This window comes from Clostridiales bacterium (assembly GCA_025757645.1).
Lineage (GTDB): Bacteria > Bacillota > Clostridia > Oscillospirales > Oscillospiraceae > CAG-103.
Genome location: CP107216.1, coordinates 1,943,543 through 1,966,433, shown reverse-complemented (window position 1 = coordinate 1,966,433; position 22,891 = coordinate 1,943,543). Strand labels below are relative to the sequence as shown.

Genomic DNA, 22,891 nt, shown 5'->3' with positions numbered 1-22,891 from the left:
GCGGGTTTGCTGCAGACCGAAACGGAGGTTTCCGTTTGGACTGCGGTTGGTTTTTCACACCCATTTTGCGGCAGCGCCCAAAGTCCTCCGTTTCGAGAAATCAAAACGGAGGACTTTTTTATGAAAATCAAATACGCATTCTTGGACGGAACAGTGACGGAGGTCGAGGTTTCTGACGAAATCGGTGCCGTCATCATCGCCAGCCGCAAGGCGGAGCACGCGCAGGACGAACGCCATCGCTACCATTGCTACTCCTACGACGCCATCGACTACGAGGGCGAGGAGTACGGTGCTTGCGACGAATATGCCGTAGAGGATGATTCGGCAGAACAGACCGCTCGTATCCGAGAAGCCTTCTCGCATTTGACTGCCACCCAGCAGCGCCGGCTTCGACTGTACGCAAACGGCAAGACCCTGCGGGAAATCGCTGCCATCGAAGAGGCCAGCTTTCAGTCTGTTTCCGAGTCCATCGAAGCAGGCAGAAAAAAGTTTTTGAAAATTTTCCGCCAGACACCCTGACAAATCCCCGATTTTTCTGGGTACACCGGAAGGCAACAAAATATAAGCCCTCCGGAAAGGACGGTAACCCCGTATGAGACACAACTTGAATATCCGTGTTTCAGACAAGCCCAGAAACGGCGGCGTAGTTGCTTGCAGAACGGTCAGCATCCGCGAGAAACTCTTCACCTTGCTTCTGGGTCCCAAGCAGAAGGTCATGGTCGTGGTTCCCGGCAACTCGGTCGAGTCCATTGCCATCACCGAAGTTCCGATGGGAGGTGGCACACATGAGTAAGGTCAAGCTCCTGCTCGATGTGGTCGAGGATCTTCGCTCACTGGCGGACAGCGTTCAGGCTGTGGCAGATGCCATGCTGCAGAATGAGCCGACTGTCGATGCAGAGCCGAAGACGCCTGCACCTGCTCCCCAAAAGGAGCTAACGCTGGAAGAAGTCCGAGCAGTCCTCGGTGAAAAGAGCCGAGCCGGATTCACGACCGAGATTCAGGCGCTCCTTAAAAAGTACGGTGCTCCGAAGCTCTCCGGCATCGACCCCAAGCACTACGAGGTACTGCTCAAGGATGTGGAGGTGCTGAAAGATGCCCCCTAATCGTCACGCAGTCCTCTCGGCCTCTTCCTCCCACCGCTGGCTCCACTGCAATCCATCCGCAAGGTTGGAATTGGAGTTTGAGGACAGAGAAACGGAAGCCGCAGCCGAAGGCACCGCCGCTCATGCGCTGGCGGAACACAAGCTCCGCAAGGCGCTGAAGATGCGCTCCACCCGCCCGGTCAGCAAGTACGACTCCGACGAGATGGAGATGTACACGGACAGTTACCTGGAGTTCGTTCTGGAAGCCATTGAGGAAGCCCGGCAGGACTGCCCGGACCCCAAGGTGCTCATTGAGCAGCGGCTCGACTTCTCCTGCTATGTGCCGGATGGCTTCGGCACCGGCGACTGCCTTATCGTGGCGGACAAACTCCTCCACATTATCGATCTGAAGTACGGCCAGGGCGTGTTGGTGAATGCCGAAGAGAATCCTCAGACGATGTTGTACGCCCTCGGTGCGCTCCGCATCTTCGATTGTCTTTACGACATTGAGACAGTTTCTATGACCATCTACCAGCCGCGCCGAGAGAATGTCAGCACCTGGGTCATTTCCGTTGCCGAGCTTCGGGATTGGGCGGAAAAGACACTGAAACCCAAGGCCGAGCTTGCCTTCAAAGGCGAAGGTGAATACTGCCCCGGAAGCTGGTGCCAATTCTGCAAGGCGGCGGTCAAGTGCCGAGCCAGAGCCGATGCCAAGCTCCAACTTGCCAAATACGAGTTTGCCCAGCCGCCTCTGCTTTCCGATGCGGAGATCGGCGACATTCTCGGTAAGCTGGATGACCTCACTAAATGGGCAAATGAACTCATGGCCTACGCCCAGGAAGCAGCGGTCAACCACGGAAAACAGTGGCCCGGCTACAAGCTGGTGGAGAGCCGCACCAATCGCAAGTACACCGACGAGGATGCCGTTGTCGCTGCTGCCCGTGCGGCCGGGTATACCGACATCTTCAAGAAGTCCCTCATTCCCATCACCGAGATGGAGAAGCTCATGGGCAAAAAGACCTTTGCCGAGGTGCTCGGCGGTCTGGTCGTCAAACCCAAAGGAAAGCCGACGCTCGTTCCCGCATCCGACCGGCGTCCGGCTATTACGACCACGGGTGCAAAACAAGACTTTACCGACTATAAAGGAGAACTGTAATTATGGCTAACAAGATGAATTCGACCAAAGTTGTGACCGGCGTTGTCCGCCTGTCCTACGCAAACGTGTGGGAGCCTGTCTCTATTAATGGCAGCAACCCCAAGTATTCCGTGTCACTCATTATTCCGAAATCCGATAAGCAGACCCTCGACGCCATCAACGCCGCCGTGGACGCTGCCATCAAGGAGGGCGTCGCCAAGTTCGGAGGGAAGATCCCCAACAAGGCGGCTCTGAAGCTCCCGCTCCGTGACGGCGATACCGAGCGTGACGATGAAGCCTACAAGAACAGCTTCTTCGTAAACGCCAACAGCACCACCGCTCCCCAGATCGTGGACCGCAGCGTCCAGCCGATCCTTGATCGCTCCGAGGTGTATTCCGGCTGCTACGCCAGAGTGTCCGTCAACTTCTACGCCTTCAATTCCAACGGTAACCGCGGCATCGCCTGTGGTCTTGGCAACATCCAGAAGGTTCGTGACGGTGAGCCTCTCGGCGGCAAGTCCTCTGCGGCTGACGATTTCGCCACCGACCTGGACGACGACTTCCTGTCCTGAGAAAGGAGTGCAACACAATGGAACTGATTCAGAACATCCTGGTAACCGTCCTCCTTGGCATCTGGGCCTGCCTCAGCATCGGCTTCTTCGTTTGGTTGGTGCAGGGCATCAGCAATGACCACAAGCGTGAAAAGCGCGAGAAGGAACAGGCTTCCCGTGACCTGAAATACCACGAGAAGCGCATGAAGGAATTGAAGTAACCCCAGACGGCTCTGTGGGTGGCAGAAATTGACCTCTGCCACCCGTATTCCGTAGGAAGGAATGCGTATGAAAACACTTAGCATCGATATTGAGACCTTCTCCTCCGAGAACCTCACCAAATGCGGCGTGTACCGCTATGCCGAAGCCCCGGATTTCGAGGTACTGCTTTTCGGCTACTCAGCAGACGGTGCTCCGGTGAAGGTCGTGGATCTGGCTGCCGGAGAAAAGATTCCTGCTGATGTCCGCTCTGCGCTGACCGACCCTGCCGTGACCAAATGGGCATTCAATGCACAATTCGAGCGCGTGTGTCTGTCCCGCTATCTTGGATACCCAACCGGACAATATCTCAACCCGTCCTCCTGGCACTGCACGATGGTCTGGGCGGCGACCCTTGGACTGCCGCTTTCGCTGGAAGGCGTCGGTGCCGTGCTGGGTCTGGAAAAGCAGAAGCTCAAAGAAGGCAAAGACCTCATCCGGTATTTCTGCACTCCGGCAAAAGCAAGAGACGGTTCGCCCATTCGACATTATCCGACAGATGCGCTGGAGAAATGGTCGCTTTTCAAAGCCTACAACCTTCGGGATGTGGAAACGGAAATGTCCATTCAGCAGAAGCTCTCCAAGTTCCCGGTCACGGAGTCGGAGTGGCGTAACTACACCCTCGACCAGCAGATCAACGACCGGGGCATCATGCTCGACCGCACCCTCGTCACCCAGGCGATTCGCTGTGATGAACGCTTCAAGCGGACGCACATGGAGCAGGCTCGCTCCGTCACCGGCTTGGATAACCCCAACAGTCCGGTGCAGCTCAAGGCGTGGCTTGCCGAAAAAGGCGTGGAGGCAGATTCACTCTCCAAAGCCGCTGTGGCAGATATGCTCGAAAAGGCGGACGGCGAGGTGGAGCTTGCCCTCTCCCTTCGACAGGAACTTGCAAAGAGCAGCGTCAAGAAATACACCGCCATGCAGACGGTAGTCGGCTCGGATGACCGGGCCAGAGGGCTTATCCAGTTTTATGGTGCCAACCGCACCGGCCGCTATGCCGGTCGACTCATCCAGGTGCAGAACCTGCCGCAGAACCATCTGCCGGATCTGGACACCGCACGGGCACTGGTCCGCAGCGGCAATACGGATGCCGTGGAAATGCTCTATGACTCCGTGCCGCTGGTACTGTCCGAGCTTATCCGCACCGCCTTTGTGCCGAAACCCGGCTGCCGCTTTTATGTGGCAGACTTCTCCGCCATCGAGGCGAGGGTCATCGCATGGATCGCTGGGGAGCATTGGCGGCAGGAGGTTTTTGCAAAGGGCGGCGACATTTACTGCGCTTCCGCTTCGCAGATGTTCCATGTCCCCGTAGAAAAGCACGGCGTGAACGGGCATCTGCGGCAGAAAGGCAAAATTGCCGAGCTGGCTCTTGGCTACGGTGGCTCCGTGGATGCGCTGAAAGCAATGGGCGCACTGAACTACGGCTTACAGGAAGAAGAACTGAAACCGCTGGTGGATGCCTGGCGTCTGTCCAACCCACATATTACAAAGTTCTGGTGGGATGTGGACAAAGCAGCTTCCACCTGCGTCCGAGAGCGAACTGCCACAGAAACACACGGCATTCGCTTCTATTATCAGAGCGGCATGATGTTCGTGGTGCTGCCCTCCGGCAGACGGCTCGTGTATGTAAAACCGAAAATGGGCCTGAACCGCTTCGGCAATGAGTCCGTGACCTATGAAGGTGTCGGCGAACAGAAAAAGTGGCTGCGGCTGGAAAGCTACGGACCCAAGTTCGTGGAGAACATCGTCCAGGCAACGGCAAGGGACATTCTTGCGGAAGCTATGCTCCGGCTGAATGCTGCCGGGTACCGCATCGTCATGCACGTCCACGATGAAGCGGTCATCGAAGCACCGCCGGATACTTCTTTGGAGAATATCTGCTCCGTCATGGGGCAAACGCCCGCTTGGGCATCGGGGCTGCTGCTCCGAGCAGATGGCTATGTCTGCGATTTTTATAAGAAAGACTGAGGTGGCCCAAATGGGAGTCAATAAATTTAATTGCGAGGGGTATTACGACCCCACTGCCTACGAGGCACTGACGAAGATCGAGCAGGAAGCCAAGGCACTTCGAGCCTTCCGTCCTGTGGTGTATATCTGCTCTCCGCTGGCCGGGGATATGTTGAAGAACCAGGAGAACGCCCGTACTTACTGCCGCTTCACCGTGGAAGCCGGGTGCGTACCCATCGCACCGCACATCTATTTCACCCAATTCATGAATGACAATGACCGCAGGGAGCGTGACTTGGCACTGTTCATGGACATCGTCCTACTCTCCAAATGCGCCGAGCTGTGGGTGTTCGGAGAGAAAATCACCAGCGGCATGAGCATCGAGATCGAGAAAGCAAAACGAAAAGGTTAGCTTATCCGTTACTTTACCGAAAACTGTGAGGAGGTACACAGATGAAGATCGCAGTCGGCAATAGCCGCATGGATAAAAAGTGGAAGAACCAGGATATCTCCTGGGCGGATCTCTGCGCCCGCTGCGGCAGCACCATCCGCACCACCGAAACGGTCGAAGAATACCGCAAGCTGAAAAAGGGGCAGCAGGACGGCATCAAGGATGTGGGCGGTTTTGTCGGAGGGCATCTCCGGGAAGGTCGCCGCAAAAACGGCATGGTGCTGTGCCGCTCTCTGCTCACGCTGGATATGGACTACGGCACCCCAGATATCTGGGATGAAATTACGCTGTTCCACGATTTCAAGTGCTGCGTCTATTCCACCCATAAACACACGCCGGAGCATCCCCGCCTTCGTCTGCTCATTCCGCTGAAGCGGGAAATCAGTGAGGAGGAATATCCGGCAGTCGCCCGCATGGTGGCAAAGGAGATCGGCATTGACCTCTTTGACGATACCACCTACGAGGCATCCCGGCTCATGTATTGGCCTTCCACCTCCGCCAACGGCGAGTTTTTCTACAAGGTGCAGGACGGCGCAGAGCTTGACCCGGATGAATACCTTTCTCGTTACGACGATTGGCACGATGCCTCCACCTGGCCAGTTTCCAGCCGCCAGTCCGAGTTGGTACAGCACAGCATCGCCCAGCAGGCCGACCCGCTGACAAAGCCGGGTGTGGTGGGTGCCTTCTGCCGTGCCTATACTGTGGAGGAAGCCATCGACACCTTCCTCTCGGATGTATATGCGCCGTCTGCTATGAACGGTCGCTACGACTATATCCCCGCCGATTCCTCTGCCGGTGTTATCGTCTACGACGGCAAGTTCGCATACAGCCACCATGCCACAGACCCGGTCTGCGGCCGGCTGCTGAACGCTTTTGACCTGGTGCGACTGCACCGCTTCCGTGACCTGGACGATAAGTGCGCCCCGGATACCGCCTCAGGCAAGCTGCCGTCCTTCCATGCAATGTCGGATTTTTCCCTCAAGGACGAGAAAGTCAAAGCGGTCTTTGCCGAGGAGCGCAAAGTCCAGGCAAGCGAGGAATTCACCGATGAGGATTGGCAGAAGGCATTGGAACTGGATAAGGCCGGGAAAGTGAAAAATACGCTGCAAAACCTCACCGTGATCCTCATGAATGATCCGCTTCTGAAACCGCTGGTGTTCAATCAGCTTCTGGACGGCATGGAGATCAAGGGCGATGTGCCCTGGCGGCACCCCTCGAAATTCTGGCGGGATGCGGATGATGCCCAGCTTATCAGCTATGTGGATTCCCACTACGGCACCTTTTCTGCAAGAAACTATGACATTGCCGTGGCGAAGGTCACGGACGACCGCTCCTACCATCCCATTCGGGAGTTCATTGAAAATCTGCCGGAGTGGGACAAGGTTCCCCGTGTGGACACGCTGCTCATCGACTACCTCGGCGCAGACGATAACGGGTATGTCCGAGCTGTCACCCGGAAGACCCTCTGCGCTGCCATCAAGCGTGTGCTGTATCCCGGCTGCAAATTTGACTCCATGCTGGTGCTGAACGGTCCTCAGGGTGTGGGCAAAAGTACCCTTATTGCCAAGCTGGCCGGAGAGTGGTTTTCGGACAGTCTGAACCTGGGCGACACCAAGGATAAGACCGCTGCCGAGAAGCTGCAGGGGTACTGGATCTTGGAGATCGGCGAACTGGCGGGACTGAAAAAAGCCGAGGTGGAGACGCTGCGTTCCTTTCTCTCCCGGCAAAACGATATTTACCGTGCGGCATTCGGCAAGAGAGCTACACCGCACCTGCGCCAGTGCGTGTTCTTCGGCACAACCAACGCCGAGTCCGGCTATCTGCGGGACACCACCGGAAACCGCCGCTTCTGGCCGGTCAAGACGCCGGGTACGGGCATCAAGCACTCCTGGGATCTGACCCCGGAGCTCATCTGCCAGATCTGGGCGGAAACGCTGGTGTATGTGAAACAGGGCGAGAAGCTATATCTGAGCGCCGAATTGGAAGCCCTGTCGAAGGCAGAACAGCGGGAGGCAATGGAGTCCGATGAGCGTGAAGGGCTTGTCCGTCTGTATCTCGACACGCTGCTCCCGGAGGGCTGGGACGGCATGGACATCTTCGAGCGCCGCAATTTCCTCACCGGCAGCGACTTCGGCGATACCCAAAAGCATGGTACGGTCAAGCGCACCCAGGTGTCCAACATGGAGATCTGGTGCGAGTGCTTCGGCAAGGAACGTGCCAATATCCGCAGAACGGACAGCAACGAGCTGACCGCCATCCTTGCCCGTCTTGGCTGGAAGCGGCTGGACAGCAAGGTGCGTATCCCGCTTTACGGTCCGCAGTATGTTTTTGTTCCCAAGGAGTGTTCCTAATGAAAATGACTGTACCCGACATCCTTCGGAACAGGTTCCGGGGAGAAGCATATCCGCTCGGCACATTTATGGGAACATCTCATGGGAACGGCGGCAGCCCCATAAGTACCAAAGAAAACAGGCGGTCTTGTTCCTGTGTTCCTAACCTTTCTTATATATCGAAAGAAGAAGGAATAAAGAGCAACAAGCACGCAATACCCGCATTTGCGCACGTAAAGGACTTTTCGGGTTTTGAGAACACAGGAGGCCATTATGCGTGAGAAAACAATAGAAGCAAAGCTGGTACAGACCGTTCGTTCAATGGGCGGTCTTGCACTGAACTTTACAAGTCCAGGTTTCGATGGAGTGCCTGACCGTCTGGTGCTCCTGCCCGGCGGCAAAATCGCCTTCATTGAGTTGAAAGCACCGGGCAAAACACTCCGCCCTCTGCAAGTAAGGCGAAAAAGGCAGTTAGAAGCACTCGGCTTTTCGGTGTACTGCATCGATAGCCCCGATCAGATTGGAGAGATACTCAGTGAAATACAAGGCGCATGACTACCAGGCGTATGCCACGAACTTCATCCTGGAGCATCCAATCTCCGCTGTATTCCTCGACATGGGTCTTGGTAAGAGCATCATCACGCTTTCCGCCATCTTCGACCTTTGCCTCGACAGTTTTCTGGTTCGCAAGGTGCTGGTCATCGCTCCGCTGCGTGTCGCCAGAGATACATGGCCTGCGGAAATCCACAAGTGGGATCATCTGCATGGGCTGACCTACTCGGTGGCTGTCGGTACAGAAGCAGAGCGCAAGGCGGCACTCCGGCAGCGGGTCAGCGTGTACATCATCAACCGGGAGAATGTCCAGTGGCTCATTGATGAGAGCGGCATCCCTTTCGACTACGACATGGTGGTCATCGATGAGCTGTCCTCCTTCAAGAGCTATCAGGCAAAGCGGTTCAGAACTCTTCTGAAAGTCCGTCCCGGCATCAAGCGCATCGTGGGCCTGACCGGCACGCCAAGCAGCAACGGTCTTATGGATCTCTGGGCAGAGTTCCGCATCCTTGATATGGGCAAGCGGCTCGGTCGGTTCATCACCCATTACCGCAACACCTTCTTCCGCCCGGATAAGCGCAACGGGCAGGTGGTGTTCAGCTACAAGCCGCTGCCCGGTGCGGAGGAACAAATCTACGATGCCATCTCCGACATCACCATCTCCATGAAAGCCGTCGACCATTTGGATATGCCGGAGTGCGTTCATAATGACGCCATTGTGATGCTATCCGAAACAGAGCGCAAAGCCTACGATGCCATGAAACAAGACCTGGTTATCTCGCTGAAAGGCGAAGAAATCGACGCCGGGAACGCCGCAGCGCTTGCGAATAAGCTCTCCCAAATGGCAAACGGAGCAGTCTACGGAGAGGACAAGCGTGTGTTTCAGATACACGACCGCAAGTTGGATATGCTGGAGGATCTCATCGAAGCCGCAAATGGGAAACCCGTCCTTGTGGCGTACTGGTTCAAGCACGACCTGGAGCGCATCTCCGAGCGGCTCCACAAACGATACATCCCGTTCGGTCTGCTGGACGATTCCGACAGCATCCGCAGATGGAACAGCGGTGAGCTGCCCGTGGCACTCATCCACCCGGCTTCTGCCGGTCATGGGCTGAACCTGCAGGCAGGCGGCTCGACCCTCATCTGGTTTGGGCTGACCTGGTCGCTGGAGCTTTACCAGCAGACCAACGCCCGACTGTGGCGACAGGGACAGACCGCCGATACCGTGGTCATTCACCACATTATTGCCAAAGACACCATCGACGAGCGCATCATGACTGCGCTCCGCAAAAAAGAAAAGACCCAGACCGCACTCATCGATGCGGTCAAGGCCGATTTGGAGGGATAAACGAATGGAAAACTGTTATACGAACCTTGCAAACGCCATTATCGTACAGGCAGCAAAGGATTACACCAAAGCACTGCGCCGTCTGAAAAAGTTTCCGCATGACAAGGAAGCACGATACATCAAGCAGGACTGTGAGCGCTTCTTCCGCTCCGGTTGGTTTGAGGTGCTGACCGACCTGAACGGCGAGGTACTGATTCAGAGAATGAACGAGGAGGTGTATGCCGTATGACCGCAAAGGAATATCTCAGTCAGGCTTACCGCCTCGACCAGCGCATCAACTCCAACATTGAGGAAATCAGCCGCCTTCAGGAAATGGCCTGCGGCATCTCGTCCCCGTCGTGGGAAGAGAAAGTTCAAACCTCCCGCCACACGGATGCACCTTTCGTGCGGTGTCTGGAGAAAATCATGGACTTGGAAAAGGTCGTGAACAGCGAGATTGACACCCTCGTTGATTTGAAACGGCAGATTCGGTCGACGGTGGACACCGTTACGAGTGTCAACGAGCAGATGGTTCTGCGCTACCGCTACATCCACAACATGACCTGGGAGCAGATTGGCGGTGAGCTGAATGCGGACGAAAGCACCATCCGCAGATGGCACAAAGCAGCCCTTTCTGCGGTGAAGCTGCCCACCGCTCCCATTAAAATTTGAAAGACGCCGGAAATACCCAGCTTTGTCCGTAGATGCCCACCTCACCATTATGGTATGATAGAATCAGCGAAAAAGAATCAAGGATAGCCTCATGGGAGCAATACCGTGGGGCTTTTCTCATGCCCAAGGAGGTGAAACGATGCCGAAGAAACCGCTGCGACCATGCTCCCACCCTGGCTGCCCCAACCTCTGTGACGGACAGTTCTGTGAGCAGCACCGCACGGAGGAACGCCGCAAATATGATAAATACGAGCGCAGTTCCGATGTCAACCGCAAGTACGGCAGAGCATGGAAGCGTATCCGTGACCGCTATGCGGCGGAGCATCCCCTCTGCGAGATGTGTCTCAAGGAAGGTCGGCTGACTCCGGTGCAGGAAGTTCACCACATTCTGCCCGTTTCCAAAGGCGGCACTCACGCAAGAGAGAACCTCATGAGTCTGTGCCAGTCTTGCCACACGAAGATACACCATGACCTTGGTGACAGATAAAAAGAGGTCACCCAGAAGGATGACCTCTTATGGCGGAGCGGGTAGGAATCGAACCTACTATCGGCACTTGTTAAGGCTATTCGCATTCTTCCTGCGGTTTCCACAGCTACAAACAGGCCGCCCCGTGCGCGCCGCATACCACCGTGTTATATCCGTTTACCATCTCAAGTTCCTCCTTTAGACTTCTCATTGCAATCAGTGTTTGAACCAGTGCAAGGAAGAGCGAAACTGTGTTGACTGGGATTCCGTTGAGTAGAAAAATGCTTGTCACCATAACCAACAATTGGAACGAATTCACTATAACACAGATTTTACGAAAATGCAATTGTTTGCGGTAGGGGCGGTCAAATCTCTACGGCCCTCTCGGTCGGGCAACGGCCCGGGGTCACGTGTGCGAAAAAGGCGAAATCAAAAGGGTAATTAAGGGAGGTGAACTCGGATGCCCACAAAATCGAATAACACGGGAGGGCGCGGCGGCGCAAGACCCGGTGCGGGAAGGAAGAAATCCGCAGTCAAGGACAAAGCCGAAAGCGGTAATCCCGGCGGCAGAAAACTTGAAGTGCTGGATATTCCCGAAGTCGAGGGTGTTGTCATGCCGAAGCCCCATGATTTTCTTTCCGCCGAGCAGCGGGACGGCAGAGTCCTGCAGGCGCAGGAAATTTACACGGAAACCTGGCAGTGGCTCAAAGGCATCGGCTGTGCCGCAAAGGTGTCGCCGCAGCTATTGGAGCGCTATGCCATGTGTTCCGCCCGCTGGGTGCAGTGCGAGGAAATGACCAACCGCATGGGTTTCCTCTCCAAGCACCCCACCACGGGAAAGCCGATCCCGTCTCCGTTTATTAACATCGGCATCAACTACATGAACCAGGCGGTTCGGCTCTGGAATGAGATCTTCCAGATCGTGAAAGAAAACTGCAGCACGGAATACGGCGAGTCTACGCCGCAGGATGACCTTATGGAACGCCTGCTCCGTGCGAGAAAGGGGTAACACCATGTTTGAAAAAGTAAATCCGTGCCACCCGGATAAGGTGGCAGACAGAATTGCCGGTGCGCTCGTTGACCTGGCATACAAGAAAGCAGAAAATCCCCGCATCGCTGTTGAAGTCCTCATCGGCCACGGTGTGTGCCACATCATTGCGGAAACTTCTGTTTCTCTGGACAAGGCGGGTGTCACCGCTGCCGTTCACCGCATTGCCGGAAATCTCACCGTGGACTATGTGGAAGTGCCACAGGACGGTCACCTTGCCGATAACCAGGCAGACGGCGTCCGCTGTGGCGATAACGGCATCTTCAAGGGAATGCCCGTGACTGAAGAGCAGAAAATGCTGTCGCAGATCGCACGGAACATTTTCTCCGTGTATCCAAATGACGGCAAGTACATCCTGGATGGCGACCGGCTCATCCTCTGTCAGAGCAATGCCGAGACACAGCATCTGCGCGAGATTTATCCCGATGCGGAGATCAACCCGCTCGGCGATTGGACGGGCGGCATCGATGTGGACACCGGCGTTGCCAACCGTAAGCTCGGTTCGGATATGGCCGACTCGGTGACAGGCGGCGGTCTGCACGGTAAGGATCTATCCAAGGCAGATGTGTCTGTCAACATCTATGCTTTTCTCAAAGCCCAGGAAACCGGCAAGCCCGTGACACTCTGCTGCGCTATTGGGGACGATGCCGTGGACGGCAGACCCTACGCCGAAATCGTGGAGATCGCCCGAAACTACATCCACTCGGTCGGCGGCTTCGAGAAATTTGCGGAATGGGGGCTGGTCTAATGAAAACAACGACCGAGATGCAGCTCGTACCTATCACGAAGCTGGTTCCCTATGTCAATAACGCCCGTACCCATTCGCCGGAGCAGATCAACAAACTCTGCTCCTCGCTCCGTGAGTTCGGTTTTATCAATCCTGTCATCATCGACCGTGACTATAGCGTTATTGCCGGTCACGGTCGTATTCTTGCCGCCAAGGAGGAAGGCATCGCCGAGGTGCCGTGCGTCTTTGCCGACCACCTCACCGAAGCCCAGAAGAAAGCCTACATCATTGCCGACAACCGCATGGCGATGGATGCCGGATGGGACGAAGCGCTTCTGCGTGTGGAGATCGAGTCCTTACAGGCGGCGGACTTTGACCCGCTCCTCACCGGCTTTGACGAGAAAGAACTGTCAAAGCTGTTTGACGACGGTAAGGACATCCAAGAGGATGATTTTGATGTGGATGCCGAGCTGCAAAAGTTGACCTTCACGAAGTCCGGCGACATCTGGACGCTGGGACGGCACCGGCTCATCTGCGGCGACAGTACAAAAGAGGAAACCTACACCGCACTCATGGACGGCCGCAAGGCGAACCTCGTTATTACCGACCCGCCCTACAATGTGAACTACGAGGGCAGTGCCGGGAAAATCAAAAACGACAACATGGCATCGGAGAAGTTTTTCGACTTCCTCTTCGATGCCTTTTCCAATATGGAGAAGGTCATGGCGGACGATGCCTCCATCTATGTGTTCCACGCCGACACTGAGGGGCTGAACTTCCGAAAGGCTTTTGACGCTGCTGGGTTCTATCTTTCCGGCTGCTGTATCTGGAAGAAGCAGTCCCTGGTGCTGGGACGCTCTCCGTACCAGTGGCAGCACGAGCCGTGCCTCTACGGCTGGAAGAAGAAAGGCAAGCACCAGTGGTACACCGGGCGCAAAGAGCCCACCATCTGGGAGTTCGACAAGCCCAAGAAAAACGGCGACCATCCTACCATGAAGCCAATTCCGCTGCTTGCCTATCCCATTCAGAACAGCTCTATGACAAACTCCGTGGTGCTCGACCCCTTCGGCGGCTCCGGTTCTACGCTCATTGCCTGTGAGCAGACCGACCGCATCTGCTATGCCATCGAACTGGATGAGAAGTTCTGCGACGTCATCGTAAAACGGTACATCGAGCAGGTCGGCTCGGATGAAAAGGTCAGCGTTCTGCGTGACGGCAAGGAATACAAGTATAGCGAGGTAGCGCCCCATGACGAATGACGCGCACAGCATTGTGTGGTCTGCACAGTCCCGCGACGAATAAATCTACATCATTCTCCTCATCTGAGCCTTGCTATTCAGAGCGTTCAGAGCGAATATGTGACTACCAAAAATCAAGGAGGTCACTTAAATGACGATTACAATTAACGCCCAGGGTGCGGAACGCAAGCGGCTGGTACAGACCATCGCACAGTGGCTCGGCTGTGAAGCCAAGTACCTGGGGGTTCCGTCCTGCGCCTACCAGGTGGACTGCTTCACCATCGACCGAAACGGCAGCCTTTCCTTTGACGACCATGCCGACAGCGAGGTCATTGAAAGATTGCTTGAGCATATCTACGATGAGGGCTTTGACATCGACCAGAGCCACACCGAGGATGAGGACGAGCCTTGCGCCGTCTGCGTTTCCATGCCGAAGAGCCTGTTCACCGACAGCAATCTGGAAAATCTCAAGGCACTCATCACAGCCAAGGGAAGTCTTATCAAGAAAGCCCTCGGAGTCGCTGACCTGCCATTGGAAGTTACCGACACGAAGGTATCCTTCCCTTGGTTCCCGGCGATTCCCACCCCGGACGAGATGAACGCCTACGACACCTTCATTTGCAAGCTGTGCGAAATGGCGCGGACGCAAAAGCGTGTAACTTCCACCGAGAAGCCCACCGGCAACGAGAAATATGCGTTTCGGTGCTTTCTACTTCGGTTGGGCTTCATCGGCGCGGAATACAAGGCCGCTCGAAAAATCCTGCTGAAGAACCTGTCCGGCTCTTCAGCTTTCAAAAACGGAGGTACAGAACATGAGATTTCCAAGTAAGGAAACGGTCGAGCGTATTCGCAAGGAATATCCGGTCGGCAGCCGTGTAGAGCTTGTTCGGATGGACGATCCCCAGGCACCGCCTGTCGGCACGAAAGGCACCGTGCGAGGTGTGGACGATATCGGCAGCATCATGGTTGCTTGGGATAACGGCTGCGGCTTAAGCGTGGCTTACGGCGAGGACATCTGCCGGAGGTGCGACAATGAATGAGAAAATCCGAGAGCAGATTCTTACCGTCCGCAAGACCGGATGCACTAATATGTTTGATGTGCTGATGGTACAGTACATTGCCAATGAGATGCGGTTTTACGAACTGGTGGTATTCCTCGAAGAACACCGCAGCGAGTATGTGCATTTCATCCTCACGGGAGAACCGCTGTAATATACACAGTTTCCACCCCCAATGATTGTGTAGTATATATCTCCGATGTAACTGGCTATATCCGTACTTCAGAGGTAATATACACTCACAACAAAACAAACGGAGGTACACAGTTATGTGGAAAGAAGGCAGCATCAGAGTTAACGGCGAGGTTTTTCACTACTGGATGAAGCAGTACGACAAAGGTTCCGAGTGGGGCATCGACGGCGGACGCATTTCCAAGCTAATGTTCAAGCGCAACGGATACATCGTCTGCAACTACGACAGAGGTTGGGACATCGAACCCGCCGATGAGAACACGCAGCTTGCGCTGGAGCTTCTGCTCCACAGCGAGAACTGGTAACCCAATAATTCCATAAAGAGGCTGAGCCGAAAGGCTCTTTCTCTCGTATATTCCGAAACAGCCACAGGGCTGTATTTTTTATGCCCAGGAGGTGGTCTCTACGAGAAAACTGAAAACATATAAGCCCACAAGGTTCATGGAGAAAACTTCCCACTATGATACGGACGCTGCGGATTACGCCGTCATGTTCATCGAGAGCCTCTGCCACACCAAGGGCACCTGGGCGAGAAAGCCTTTCGAGCTTATTGACTGGCAGGAACAGATCATTCGGGACATCTTCGGTGTTCTCAAGCCCAACGGCTATCGGCAGTTCAATACTGCCTACATCGAGATTCCGAAAAAGCAGGGCAAGTCCGAGCTTGCTGCTGCGGTGGCGCTTCTGCTCACCTGCGGTGACGGAGAGGAACGAGCCGAGGTCTACGGATGCGCTGCCGACCGTCAGCAGGCGTCCATCGTTTTCAACGTAGCAGCAGATATGGTGCGGATGTGTCCTGCGCTTTCAAAGCGGGTCAAGATACTGGATTCCCAGAAGAGGCTCATTTACCAGCCAACAGGCAGTATCTATCAAGTGCTTTCTGCCGATGTGGGCAACAAACACGGATTTAATACCCACGGCGTGGTGTTCGATGAGTTGCACACCCAGCCCAACCGCAAGCTCTTCGATGTTATGACCAAAGGCTCCGGCGATGCCCGTATGCAGCCGCTGTATTTCCTCATCACCACGGCCGGCAACGATACGAAATCCATCTGCTATGAGATTCACCAGAAAGCAAAAGATATCATCGAGGGTCGAAAGATCGACCACACCTTCTATCCCGTCATCTACGGTGCGGAGGAATCGGACGATTGGACGGACCCGAAGGTCTGGAAGAAAGCCAATCCCTCTCTCGGCATCACGGTTGGCATCGACAAGGTCAAAGACGCCTGCGAGTCGGCAAAGCAGAACCCCGGCGAGGAGAACTCCTTCCGACAGCTGAGACTCAACCAGTGGGTCAAACAGGCAATTCGCTGGATGCCGATGGACAAGTGGGACAAATGCGAGTTCGCCGTCAACGAGGATGATCTGGAAGGTCGCATCTGCTACGGCGGTCTGGACCTTTCGTCCACAACGGACATTACGGCGTTCGTTCTGGTGTTTCCGCCAGAAGATGAGAATGACAAGTACGTCATCCTGCCGTACTTCTGGATACCGGAGGACAACCTCGACCTGCGAGTCCGGCGTGACCATGTGCCATACGATGTGTGGGAGCGGCAGGGATATCTGCAGACCACCGAGGGCAATGTCGTTCACTACGGCTACATTGAGAAATTTATCGAAAGCCTGGGTGAGCGTTTCAACATTCGGGAGATTGCCTTCGACCGCTGGGGTGCTGTGCAGATGGTGCAGAACCTGGAAGGCATGGGCTTCACGGTTGTTCCTTTCGGACAGGGGTTCAAGGATATGTCCCCGCCCACTAAGGAGCTGATGAAGTTGGTGCTGGAGCAGAAAATCGCTCACGGAGGGCACCCCGTTCTACGCTGGATGATGGACAACATCTTCATCCGCACCGACCCTGCTGGCAATATCAAACCGGACAAGGAGAAATCTACGGAGAAAATCGATGGTGCCGTTGCCACCGTTATGGCCCTTGATCGGGCCATCCGATGCGGCAACGACACTATCGAGTCGGTCTATGACAGCAGAGGGCTGCTGTTTTTATAAATTGCCTGTTAGCGAAATTCTGATGTCAGTTCTGAGGTGTACTCCCATACTCGATGCCACTGGTTCTTAAAACGGGAGTACAGCTCACCAGCGATTTCCTTCATTGGGCAGGTATACCGGCACCCCATATTTGTTATTTGAACCCAGTCACAGGCGTAATTGATACAAAGTACCAATATTGTTAATCACTCCGTTTCGATCACTTCATAATCGGGGTCTTCATAATCCTCCAAAGGGTAGTCACCTGGGTTAGACATATAAAGTGTCTCCGCACCTTCCCGTGAACAGGAGATCATGTAGTCCCCGTACTCTTTTGCCTCCTCTTCGGAATCGAAGAGTTCATCCTCTTCCTCCTCGGTACCATCGGGGTATTTCATAAGGAGTTTGAATTTACGACAAGAATCATCACCCAGGGATTCCGGCTCAAAGTCATCTGTCGATTCATCAGAGTCGCTGGTTCCCTTTGTAGCCAAGTATGCAGCGCCCACCGCTACACCGATAATGCCAACAATTTTTGCCCCATCCTTAAGGCGCTCCATCCACTTGGCTTTGCGCTTTTCACGGCAATCGGGGCAGAGCTTCTGTTTTGTACCCGGCTCAAGCACTGCACCACAGTCGCGGCAAACAACAGTGTGAGTTGTTTCATCTGGCAAAGGTTCAATAGGTGTCACATGAAGACTCTCAGCGTTGAATGCCCCAATGGGGTACTCACTAATATATCCAGACACTGCGAAGGATCGTCCGCAGCTATGGCACTGACACTCTATATTCTCAAATTCGTAAATTACCTCATCGCCCATCTGCCGTTCGGAAGTGGAAACAGTTCCTTCATCCTCCAAGTCGATGCGATTTTTTGCTTTGCAATAGGGGCATTCAACAACACGTTGTAGACTAATGCGGTCATCTTCCCACGATGTGTCATCCCCAATTTCTTCTGCTGCCTGCCGGAGTTTTACCTTTTCGCAGTACTCCAGCAGAGCTTTTCTAAAGATTTCAGACTTGGGAACGCCAGTCGCATTGCTGGAAAAAGCAAGCATTTCATCTTCTTTATCATTGAGACGGACACGGTATTGCTTTTCACGACTGTCTCTCTTTTTGGGCCTACCAAGCATTTAATCATCTCCTTCGCTTTAATGGATATCCAGAAATTCTGTAATCAAAGGATACATCTTTCTTCTCGCTCTGTCAAGTATGTGAATATCCAAAAACAAAAAGAAAGTGAGGTCAAGTCAATGGGCATCTTTTCTGGCTTATTCAAATCTCGTGACAAGCCCCAAAACCGGACATCCGGCAGCGGGTACAGCTTCTTCTTCGGCGGCACAACTTCTGGCAAAACAGTGACTGAGCGCTCTGCTATGCAGATGACTGCCGTGTATTCCTGTGTCCGCATTCTGTCGGAAGCTGTCGCAGGACTGCCGCTTCATCTATACAAATACACGGACAGCGGCGGCAAGGCTATGGCTCACGACCATCCGTTGTATCGGCTACTCCACGATGAGCCGAACCCGGAGATGAGTTCCTTTGTGTTCCGCGAAACCCTCATGACGCACCTGCTCCTCTGGGGCAACGCCTATGCGCAGATCATCCACAATGGTAAGAACGAGATCGTGGCTCTGTACCCGCTTATGCCGAACAGGATGTCGGTGGACAGAGACGAGAGTGGGCGGCTGTACTATACCTATTACCGAGGGTCGGATGAAGCCATCAAGGATAAAGAATTCGCCGTAACGCTTCAGCCCACGGATGTGCTGCATATCCCCGGTCTGGGTTTTGACGGGCTAGTGGGCTACAGTCCCATCGCTATGGCGAAGAATGCCATCGGCATGGCTATCGCCTGTGAGGAGTATGGCGCGAAATTCTTCGCCAACGGTGCCGCACCGGGCGGTGTGTTGGAACACCCCGGCACGATCAAAGACCCGCAGCGTGTGCGGGAAAGCTGGCAGTCCACCTTCGGCGGCAGCGGCAACGCCAATAAGATTGCCGTACTGGAAGAAGGTATGAAATATACGCCAATCGGCATTTCGCCGGAGCAGGCACAGTTTCTCGAAACACGAAAATTCCAAATCAATGAAATTGCTCGAATTTTCCGAGTTCCGCCCCACATGGTCGGCGACCTGGAAAAATCGAGCTTTTCTAATATTGAGCAGCAGTCCCTTGAGTTTGTGAAATACACCCTTGACCCCTGGGTCATCCGCTGGGAGCAATCAATCCAGCGGTCGCTTTTGTCCAAGGACGAAAAAGCTGTGTATTTTGTGAAGTTCAATCTGGAAGGCTTGCTTCGCGGCGATTACCAGAGCCGCATGAACGGGTACGCCATCGGCCGCCAGAACGGCTGGATGTCCGCCAACGACATCCGAGAGTTGGAAAACCTCGACCGTATCCCGGCAGAGGATGGCGGCGATTTGTACCTCATTAACGGCAATATGCTCCCGCTGAAAAATGCCGGGGCTTTTGCAAATACACCTACCGATGACGGAAAGGAGGAAAAAACCGATGAAGAAATTTTGGAATTGGAAGAACCAGACGGAGACAGCGGAAAGGACGCTGTTCCTGAACGGAACCATCGCCGAGCAAAGCTGGTTTGACGATGATGTCACCCCGCAGCTTTTCAAGGACGAATTGATGTCCGGCAGCGGCAACATCACCGTCTGGATCAACAGCCCCGGCGGCGACTGCGTGGCGGCGGCTCAAATCTACAATATGCTCATGGATTATAAGGGCGATGTGACCGTGAAAATCGATGGCATTGCGGCATCCGCAGCGTCCGTCATCGCTATGGCAGGCACGAAGGTGCTGGTGTCCCCGGTGTCCATGCTCATGATCCACAACCCCATGACGGCGGCATTCGGCAATTCGGAGGAAATGCAGAAAGCTATCGAGATGCTCTCAAGTGTTAAGGATTCTATTATAAACGCCTATGAAATCAAGACGGGGCTTTCCCGTGCCAAGCTCTCGCACCTCATGGATGCCGAAACTTGGATGGACGCAAACAAGGCTGTGGAACTCGGCTTTGCGGACGGGATCATGAGCCGCGCCGATGAGACTGAGGACATAGCCGCACCCACCGTTTCCATGCTGTATTCCAAGGCAAACGTGGTGAACTCCCTCATGGAGAAGATCGCCGCAAAGTGCGCCATTGAACCCAAACCCAACCGTACACAAAAAGCCACCGATTTGATGGAACGGCTCAACCTTATTAAAAACTGGAGGTAATGCAATATGACAATCAATGAACTGCGTGAAAAGCGCAACCAGGCTTGGAACGCTGCAAAGGCATTTGTGGAGACCAAGCGTGACAAGGACGGTCTGCTTTCCGATGAGGATTCTGCGACCTATGCCCAGATGGAAAAGAAGGTTCAGGACTACGGCACTGAAATCGAGCGCATGGAGGCTATGGCAGCGATGGAGGCTCAGCTTTCCAAGCCCACTTCTGCGCCCATCACCGAAAAGCCCCTGAACGGAAAGACCACCGAGGATAAGCAGCCTAAGAGCTTCCGTGCCACCGATGCCTACCGCAGCGGTATGCTCAACGCTCTGCGTACCAACTTCCGTCAGATCAGTAATGTGCTGCAGGAGGGCATCGATGCCAATGGCGGCTATCTGGTGCCGGATGAGTATGACAGCCGTCTCATTCAGGTGCTCAACGAGGAAAACGTTATGCGTTCTCTCGGCACTGCTATCACCACCAGCGGTGAGCACAAAATCAACATCGCAGCCACCAAGCCTGCGGCTGCGTGGATCGAGGAGGGCGGCGCACTGACTTTCGGTGACGCTACCTTCGACCAGATCATCCTGGATGCCCACAAGCTCCATGTTGCTGTAAAGGTGACCGAGGAGCTGCTCTACGATAACGCATTCAATCTGGAAAACTACATTCTGGAGCAGTTCGGCAAGGCTCTGGCCAATGCCGAGGAGGATGCGTTCATCAACGGCACCGGCACCGGTCAGCCCCTGGGTATTCTCGCCGAAACCGGCGGCGCACAGGTCGGGGTGACAACGAAATCTTCTGGCAAAGTGGCAGCCGACGAGGTAATCGATCTGGTGTACTCCCTTAAGCGTCCCTACCGTAAGAACGCCGTGTTCCTTGCCAACGATGTCTGCGTCGCAGAGCTCCGCAAGCTGAAGGACAGCACGGGTCAGTATCTGTGGCAGCCCTCTCTGCAGGCGGGTGAGCCTGACCGTGTGCTGGGTTACAAGGTTTACACCTCTGCGTATTTCCCTGTCCCTGCTCCCGGCAAGGCCGCAGTCGCATTCGGCGACTTCAGTTACTACAACATCGGTGACCGTGGCTCTCGTTCTATTGCGGAACTGAAGGAGCTGTTTGCTGGAAATGGCATGGTCGGCTTTGTCGCAAAGGAGCGTGTGGACGGAAAGCTGGTGTTGCCCGAAGCAGTCAAGCTGCTCAAAATGGCATCTGCCTGATGAGAGGAGGCGGCGGTGATGGACGAGCTTCTTTCCAAAGTGAAAGCCAACCTTATCCTGGAACACACGGCGGATGATGCCTTGCTGAAAAGCTACATCACCGCCGCTGTTTCTTACGCCGAAAGCTACCAGCACATCCCGGAGGGGTTCTATAAGGAGAATCCCATGCCAGCCACCACAGAGCAAGCCGTCATTATGCTGTCGTCCCACTTCTATGAAAGCCGGGACGGCAGCACGGGCGGCTTCTTTGCGGATAACACCGGAGCGGCACAGCAGGTGTGGAACACGGTCAATCTGCTGCTCCGCTTGGATAGGCGGTGGCAGGTATGAGTTTTGGAAAAATGAACGGCTTTGCCGACATCGTAGAAACCCGTCAAATCAAGGACAGCGAGGGCTTCATCCATTCCGAGGATGAAGTCCTCGCTTCCGTCCGTGTGTACCGGGAAGGCCGGCACGGCAGTCAGCGTTGGGCGAACCTCGCTGCATTCAGCGAAGCGACCGACCTGTTCCGCTTTCGGTGTATTCCTGGGCTGACGGTCACTACCGACCATTTTCTCATCTGCGATGACTGCCGCTACGACATTGTGTCCGTAGAGAATGTCAAAGGCCGTGGGATGTACATCGAGGTTTTAGCGAAAAGGAGTGAACCCACCATTGGCAAAAGCTGAAATGAAAATGCCGGAGGATTTTCTCCTGAAGATCTCCAAGCTCGGCAGCAACTTTGACAGTGTGGCAGATACCATCCTGCAGGCCGGTGGCGAAGTCGTGCTGAAGAAGGTCAAAAGCAATCTCTCATCCGTTATCGGCAGAGGGACAAAGTTCAAATCCCGCACCACGGGCGAACTGGAGGGCGCACTCGGCCTTTCTCCCTCCAAGCTGAACCGGGACGGTAACCACGACATCAAGGTCGGCTTCGCAGAACCCCGCTCGGACGGCGGCAGCAACGCCAAACTTGCCAACATTCTCGAATACGGCAAGCACGGTCAGCCTGCAAAACCGTTTCTGAAACCTGCGAAAACGGCGTCCCGGCAGGAATGCATCGATGCCATGACCAAGGCACTGGATGAGGAGGTGGAAAAGCTGTGAGCCTGCTATCCGATTTACAAACCATCGCAAAAAGTTGTGGGGCTCCCGTTGAAACGGGTGTGTTCTCCGGCAAAGCACTGGACACATATCTGGTCATCACGCCGCTGTCGGACAACTTCGAGCTTCACGCCGACAACGCTCCCGGCTGCGAAACGCAGGAGGCACGGCTGTCCCTCTTCACAAAGGGCAGCTACACCAAACTGAAAAATACACTCGTCCGTGCCTTACTGGGCGCGAACTTTTATATTACCGACCGCCGGTACATCGGCTTTGAGACCGAGACCGGCTATCATCACTACGCCATTGACGTGGCGCAAATCTACGAACTGGAGGAATAAG

General features: G+C 54.7%; 30 protein-coding genes. 29 read left to right on the top strand and 1 reads right to left on the bottom strand.

Features of this window, described 5'->3' with window-relative positions; genetic code table 11:
- Positions 1-120 precede the first annotated feature (120 nt).
- The 22 genes from OGM61_09515 to OGM61_09410 all read left to right on the top strand — a co-directional run bounded on the left by OGM61_09515 (position 121) and on the right by OGM61_09410 (position 17,044).
- Complete coding sequence (locus OGM61_09515; GenBank protein UYI84088.1) at positions 121-519, top strand: hypothetical protein; 399 nt, start codon at positions 121-123, stop codon at positions 517-519.
- Positions 520-592: 73 nt separating this feature from the next.
- Positions 593-793, top strand: coding sequence for a hypothetical protein (locus tag OGM61_09510; protein UYI84087.1), 201 nt, complete (start codon positions 593-595; stop codon positions 791-793).
- Positions 786-1,103 carry an rRNA biogenesis protein rrp5 gene (locus tag OGM61_09505; GenBank protein ID UYI84086.1) on the top strand — a complete coding sequence of 106 codons (318 nt, stop codon included), beginning with the start codon at positions 786-788 and terminating at the stop codon, positions 1,101-1,103. Before OGM61_09510 ends, OGM61_09505 begins: the two co-directional genes overlap by 8 nt.
- Positions 1,093-2,238, top strand: coding sequence for a DUF2800 domain-containing protein (locus tag OGM61_09500; GenBank protein ID UYI84085.1), 1,146 nt, complete (start codon positions 1,093-1,095; stop codon positions 2,236-2,238). Before OGM61_09505 ends, OGM61_09500 begins: the two co-directional genes overlap by 11 nt.
- Positions 2,239-2,240: 2 nt before the next feature.
- A complete protein-coding gene (locus OGM61_09495) occupies positions 2,241-2,789 on the top strand; it encodes a DUF2815 family protein (GenBank protein UYI84084.1) in 549 nt (182 codons plus the stop codon).
- 17 nt (positions 2,790-2,806) lie between these two features.
- Positions 2,807-2,989 carry a hypothetical protein gene (locus OGM61_09490; protein ID UYI84083.1) on the top strand — a complete coding sequence of 61 codons (183 nt, stop codon included), beginning with the start codon at positions 2,807-2,809 and terminating at the stop codon, positions 2,987-2,989.
- Between the two features lie 67 nt (positions 2,990-3,056).
- Entirely contained in the window at positions 3,057-4,997 is a 1,941-nt protein-coding gene (locus tag OGM61_09485; GenBank protein ID UYI84082.1) for a DNA polymerase, read from the top strand.
- Positions 4,998-5,007: 10 nt separating this feature from the next.
- Positions 5,008-5,388 (top strand): hypothetical protein, encoded by a 381-nt coding sequence (locus OGM61_09480; GenBank protein UYI84081.1) that lies wholly within the window; start codon positions 5,008-5,010, stop codon positions 5,386-5,388.
- A gap of 41 nt (positions 5,389-5,429) precedes the next feature.
- Positions 5,430-7,778, top strand: a complete 2,349-nt coding sequence (locus tag OGM61_09475; protein UYI84080.1) for a virulence-associated E family protein — start codon at positions 5,430-5,432, stop codon at positions 7,776-7,778.
- A gap of 252 nt (positions 7,779-8,030) precedes the next feature.
- A complete protein-coding gene (locus OGM61_09470) occupies positions 8,031-8,312 on the top strand; it encodes a VRR-NUC domain-containing protein (protein UYI84079.1) in 282 nt (93 codons plus the stop codon).
- On the top strand, positions 8,293-9,657 hold the full coding sequence (locus OGM61_09465) for a DEAD/DEAH box helicase (protein UYI84078.1): 1,365 nt from the start codon (positions 8,293-8,295) through the stop codon (positions 9,655-9,657). The genes OGM61_09470 and OGM61_09465 overlap by 20 nt, the downstream gene beginning before the upstream one ends.
- A gap of 4 nt (positions 9,658-9,661) precedes the next feature.
- Positions 9,662-9,886 (top strand): hypothetical protein, encoded by a 225-nt coding sequence (locus OGM61_09460; protein UYI84077.1) that lies wholly within the window; start codon positions 9,662-9,664, stop codon positions 9,884-9,886.
- Positions 9,883-10,308: a DUF1492 domain-containing protein gene (locus OGM61_09455; protein UYI84076.1), complete on the top strand. Its 426-nt coding sequence runs from the start codon at positions 9,883-9,885 to the stop codon at positions 10,306-10,308. The genes OGM61_09460 and OGM61_09455 overlap by 4 nt, the downstream gene beginning before the upstream one ends.
- 139 nt (positions 10,309-10,447) lie before the next feature.
- Entirely contained in the window at positions 10,448-10,795 is a 348-nt protein-coding gene (locus OGM61_09450) for an HNH endonuclease (protein ID UYI84075.1), read from the top strand.
- A gap of 439 nt (positions 10,796-11,234) precedes the next feature.
- Positions 11,235-11,783 carry a terminase gene (locus tag OGM61_09445; protein ID UYI84074.1) on the top strand — a complete coding sequence of 183 codons (549 nt, stop codon included), beginning with the start codon at positions 11,235-11,237 and terminating at the stop codon, positions 11,781-11,783.
- Between the two features lie 4 nt (positions 11,784-11,787).
- Positions 11,788-12,570, top strand: coding sequence for an S-adenosylmethionine synthetase N-terminal domain-containing protein (locus OGM61_09440; protein ID UYI84073.1), 783 nt, complete (start codon positions 11,788-11,790; stop codon positions 12,568-12,570).
- Entirely contained in the window at positions 12,570-13,808 is a 1,239-nt protein-coding gene (locus OGM61_09435) for a site-specific DNA-methyltransferase (GenBank protein UYI84072.1), read from the top strand. Before OGM61_09440 ends, OGM61_09435 begins: the two co-directional genes overlap by 1 nt.
- Positions 13,809-13,938: 130 nt before the next feature.
- On the top strand, positions 13,939-14,616 hold the full coding sequence (locus tag OGM61_09430; protein UYI84071.1) for a virulence protein: 678 nt from the start codon (positions 13,939-13,941) through the stop codon (positions 14,614-14,616).
- Positions 14,600-14,827, top strand: a complete 228-nt coding sequence (locus tag OGM61_09425; GenBank protein ID UYI84070.1) for a DUF4314 domain-containing protein — start codon at positions 14,600-14,602, stop codon at positions 14,825-14,827. The genes OGM61_09430 and OGM61_09425 overlap by 17 nt, the downstream gene beginning before the upstream one ends.
- Positions 14,820-14,999, top strand: coding sequence for a DUF5049 domain-containing protein (locus tag OGM61_09420; protein UYI84069.1), 180 nt, complete (start codon positions 14,820-14,822; stop codon positions 14,997-14,999). The genes OGM61_09425 and OGM61_09420 overlap by 8 nt, the downstream gene beginning before the upstream one ends.
- A 115-nt stretch (positions 15,000-15,114) precedes the next feature.
- Entirely contained in the window at positions 15,115-15,342 is a 228-nt protein-coding gene (locus tag OGM61_09415; protein UYI84068.1) for a hypothetical protein, read from the top strand.
- Between the two features lie 136 nt (positions 15,343-15,478).
- Positions 15,479-17,044 carry a terminase large subunit gene (locus OGM61_09410; protein UYI84067.1) on the top strand — a complete coding sequence of 522 codons (1,566 nt, stop codon included), beginning with the start codon at positions 15,479-15,481 and terminating at the stop codon, positions 17,042-17,044.
- Positions 17,045-17,229: 185 nt separating this feature from the next.
- Here OGM61_09410 and OGM61_09405 read toward each other — a convergent pair whose 3' ends face one another.
- Positions 17,230-18,156: a hypothetical protein gene (locus OGM61_09405; protein ID UYI84066.1), complete on the bottom strand. Its 927-nt coding sequence runs from the start codon at positions 18,154-18,156 to the stop codon at positions 17,230-17,232.
- A 120-nt stretch (positions 18,157-18,276) separates the two neighbouring features.
- Between OGM61_09405 and OGM61_09400 the strand changes: the two genes are divergently transcribed.
- Genes OGM61_09400 through OGM61_09370 form a run of 7 tightly spaced genes read left to right on the top strand, consistent with a single transcriptional unit; the run spans position 18,277 to position 22,890 of the window.
- Positions 18,277-19,629, top strand: coding sequence for a phage portal protein (locus OGM61_09400; protein UYI85584.1), 1,353 nt, complete (start codon positions 18,277-18,279; stop codon positions 19,627-19,629).
- Positions 19,538-20,257 carry a Clp protease ClpP gene (locus OGM61_09395; GenBank protein UYI84065.1) on the top strand — a complete coding sequence of 240 codons (720 nt, stop codon included), beginning with the start codon at positions 19,538-19,540 and terminating at the stop codon, positions 20,255-20,257. The genes OGM61_09400 and OGM61_09395 overlap by 92 nt, the downstream gene beginning before the upstream one ends.
- 6 nt (positions 20,258-20,263) lie before the next feature.
- Positions 20,264-21,466 (top strand): phage major capsid protein, encoded by a 1,203-nt coding sequence (locus tag OGM61_09390; GenBank protein ID UYI84064.1) that lies wholly within the window; start codon positions 20,264-20,266, stop codon positions 21,464-21,466.
- 18 nt (positions 21,467-21,484) lie between these two features.
- Entirely contained in the window at positions 21,485-21,796 is a 312-nt protein-coding gene (locus tag OGM61_09385) for a head-tail connector protein (protein ID UYI84063.1), read from the top strand.
- Complete coding sequence (locus tag OGM61_09380) at positions 21,793-22,134, top strand: head-tail adaptor protein (protein UYI84062.1); 342 nt, start codon at positions 21,793-21,795, stop codon at positions 22,132-22,134. Before OGM61_09385 ends, OGM61_09380 begins: the two co-directional genes overlap by 4 nt.
- On the top strand, positions 22,121-22,552 hold the full coding sequence (locus OGM61_09375; GenBank protein ID UYI84061.1) for an HK97 gp10 family phage protein: 432 nt from the start codon (positions 22,121-22,123) through the stop codon (positions 22,550-22,552). The genes OGM61_09380 and OGM61_09375 overlap by 14 nt, the downstream gene beginning before the upstream one ends.
- Complete coding sequence (locus OGM61_09370) at positions 22,549-22,890, top strand: hypothetical protein (GenBank protein ID UYI84060.1); 342 nt, start codon at positions 22,549-22,551, stop codon at positions 22,888-22,890. Before OGM61_09375 ends, OGM61_09370 begins: the two co-directional genes overlap by 4 nt.
- The last annotated feature ends 1 nt before the right edge of the window (position 22,891 follow it).

What these genes read in the sequence shown, in the direction of transcription:
- OGM61_09490 (UYI84083.1), top strand. Translation starts at nt 2,807, where the DNA reads ATGGAACTGATTCAGAACATCCTGGTAACCGTCCTCCTTGGCATCTGG.
- OGM61_09400 (UYI85584.1), top strand. Translation starts at nt 18,277, where the DNA reads ATGGGCATCTTTTCTGGCTTATTCAAATCTCGTGACAAGCCCCAAAAC.
- OGM61_09455 (UYI84076.1), top strand. Translation starts at nt 9,883, where the DNA reads ATGACCGCAAAGGAATATCTCAGTCAGGCTTACCGCCTCGACCAGCGC.
- OGM61_09445 (UYI84074.1), top strand. Translation starts at nt 11,235, where the DNA reads ATGCCCACAAAATCGAATAACACGGGAGGGCGCGGCGGCGCAAGACCC.
- OGM61_09415 (UYI84068.1), top strand. Translation starts at nt 15,115, where the DNA reads ATGTGGAAAGAAGGCAGCATCAGAGTTAACGGCGAGGTTTTTCACTAC.
- OGM61_09460 (UYI84077.1), top strand. Translation starts at nt 9,662, where the DNA reads ATGGAAAACTGTTATACGAACCTTGCAAACGCCATTATCGTACAGGCA.
- OGM61_09450 (UYI84075.1), top strand. Translation starts at nt 10,448, where the DNA reads ATGCCGAAGAAACCGCTGCGACCATGCTCCCACCCTGGCTGCCCCAAC.
- OGM61_09425 (UYI84070.1), top strand. Translation starts at nt 14,600, where the DNA reads ATGAGATTTCCAAGTAAGGAAACGGTCGAGCGTATTCGCAAGGAATAT.
- OGM61_09505 (UYI84086.1), top strand. Translation starts at nt 786, where the DNA reads ATGAGTAAGGTCAAGCTCCTGCTCGATGTGGTCGAGGATCTTCGCTCA.
- OGM61_09500 (UYI84085.1), top strand. Translation starts at nt 1,093, where the DNA reads ATGCCCCCTAATCGTCACGCAGTCCTCTCGGCCTCTTCCTCCCACCGC.
- OGM61_09485 (UYI84082.1), top strand. Translation starts at nt 3,057, where the DNA reads ATGAAAACACTTAGCATCGATATTGAGACCTTCTCCTCCGAGAACCTC.
- OGM61_09395 (UYI84065.1), top strand. Translation starts at nt 19,538, where the DNA reads ATGAAGAAATTTTGGAATTGGAAGAACCAGACGGAGACAGCGGAAAGG.
- OGM61_09440 (UYI84073.1), top strand. Translation starts at nt 11,788, where the DNA reads ATGTTTGAAAAAGTAAATCCGTGCCACCCGGATAAGGTGGCAGACAGA.
- OGM61_09470 (UYI84079.1), top strand. Translation starts at nt 8,031, where the DNA reads ATGCGTGAGAAAACAATAGAAGCAAAGCTGGTACAGACCGTTCGTTCA.
- OGM61_09420 (UYI84069.1), top strand. Translation starts at nt 14,820, where the DNA reads ATGAATGAGAAAATCCGAGAGCAGATTCTTACCGTCCGCAAGACCGGA.
- OGM61_09380 (UYI84062.1), top strand. Translation starts at nt 21,793, where the DNA reads ATGAGTTTTGGAAAAATGAACGGCTTTGCCGACATCGTAGAAACCCGT.
- OGM61_09410 (UYI84067.1), top strand. Translation starts at nt 15,479, where the DNA reads ATGGAGAAAACTTCCCACTATGATACGGACGCTGCGGATTACGCCGTC.
- OGM61_09515 (UYI84088.1), top strand. Translation starts at nt 121, where the DNA reads ATGAAAATCAAATACGCATTCTTGGACGGAACAGTGACGGAGGTCGAG.
- OGM61_09430 (UYI84071.1), top strand. Translation starts at nt 13,939, where the DNA reads ATGACGATTACAATTAACGCCCAGGGTGCGGAACGCAAGCGGCTGGTA.
- OGM61_09385 (UYI84063.1), top strand. Translation starts at nt 21,485, where the DNA reads ATGGACGAGCTTCTTTCCAAAGTGAAAGCCAACCTTATCCTGGAACAC.
- OGM61_09405 (UYI84066.1), bottom strand. Translation starts at nt 18,156, where the DNA reads ATGCTTGGTAGGCCCAAAAAGAGAGACAGTCGTGAAAAGCAATACCGT.
- OGM61_09435 (UYI84072.1), top strand. Translation starts at nt 12,570, where the DNA reads ATGAAAACAACGACCGAGATGCAGCTCGTACCTATCACGAAGCTGGTT.
- OGM61_09390 (UYI84064.1), top strand. Translation starts at nt 20,264, where the DNA reads ATGACAATCAATGAACTGCGTGAAAAGCGCAACCAGGCTTGGAACGCT.
- OGM61_09480 (UYI84081.1), top strand. Translation starts at nt 5,008, where the DNA reads ATGGGAGTCAATAAATTTAATTGCGAGGGGTATTACGACCCCACTGCC.
- OGM61_09495 (UYI84084.1), top strand. Translation starts at nt 2,241, where the DNA reads ATGGCTAACAAGATGAATTCGACCAAAGTTGTGACCGGCGTTGTCCGC.
- OGM61_09475 (UYI84080.1), top strand. Translation starts at nt 5,430, where the DNA reads ATGAAGATCGCAGTCGGCAATAGCCGCATGGATAAAAAGTGGAAGAAC.
- OGM61_09510 (UYI84087.1), top strand. Translation starts at nt 593, where the DNA reads ATGAGACACAACTTGAATATCCGTGTTTCAGACAAGCCCAGAAACGGC.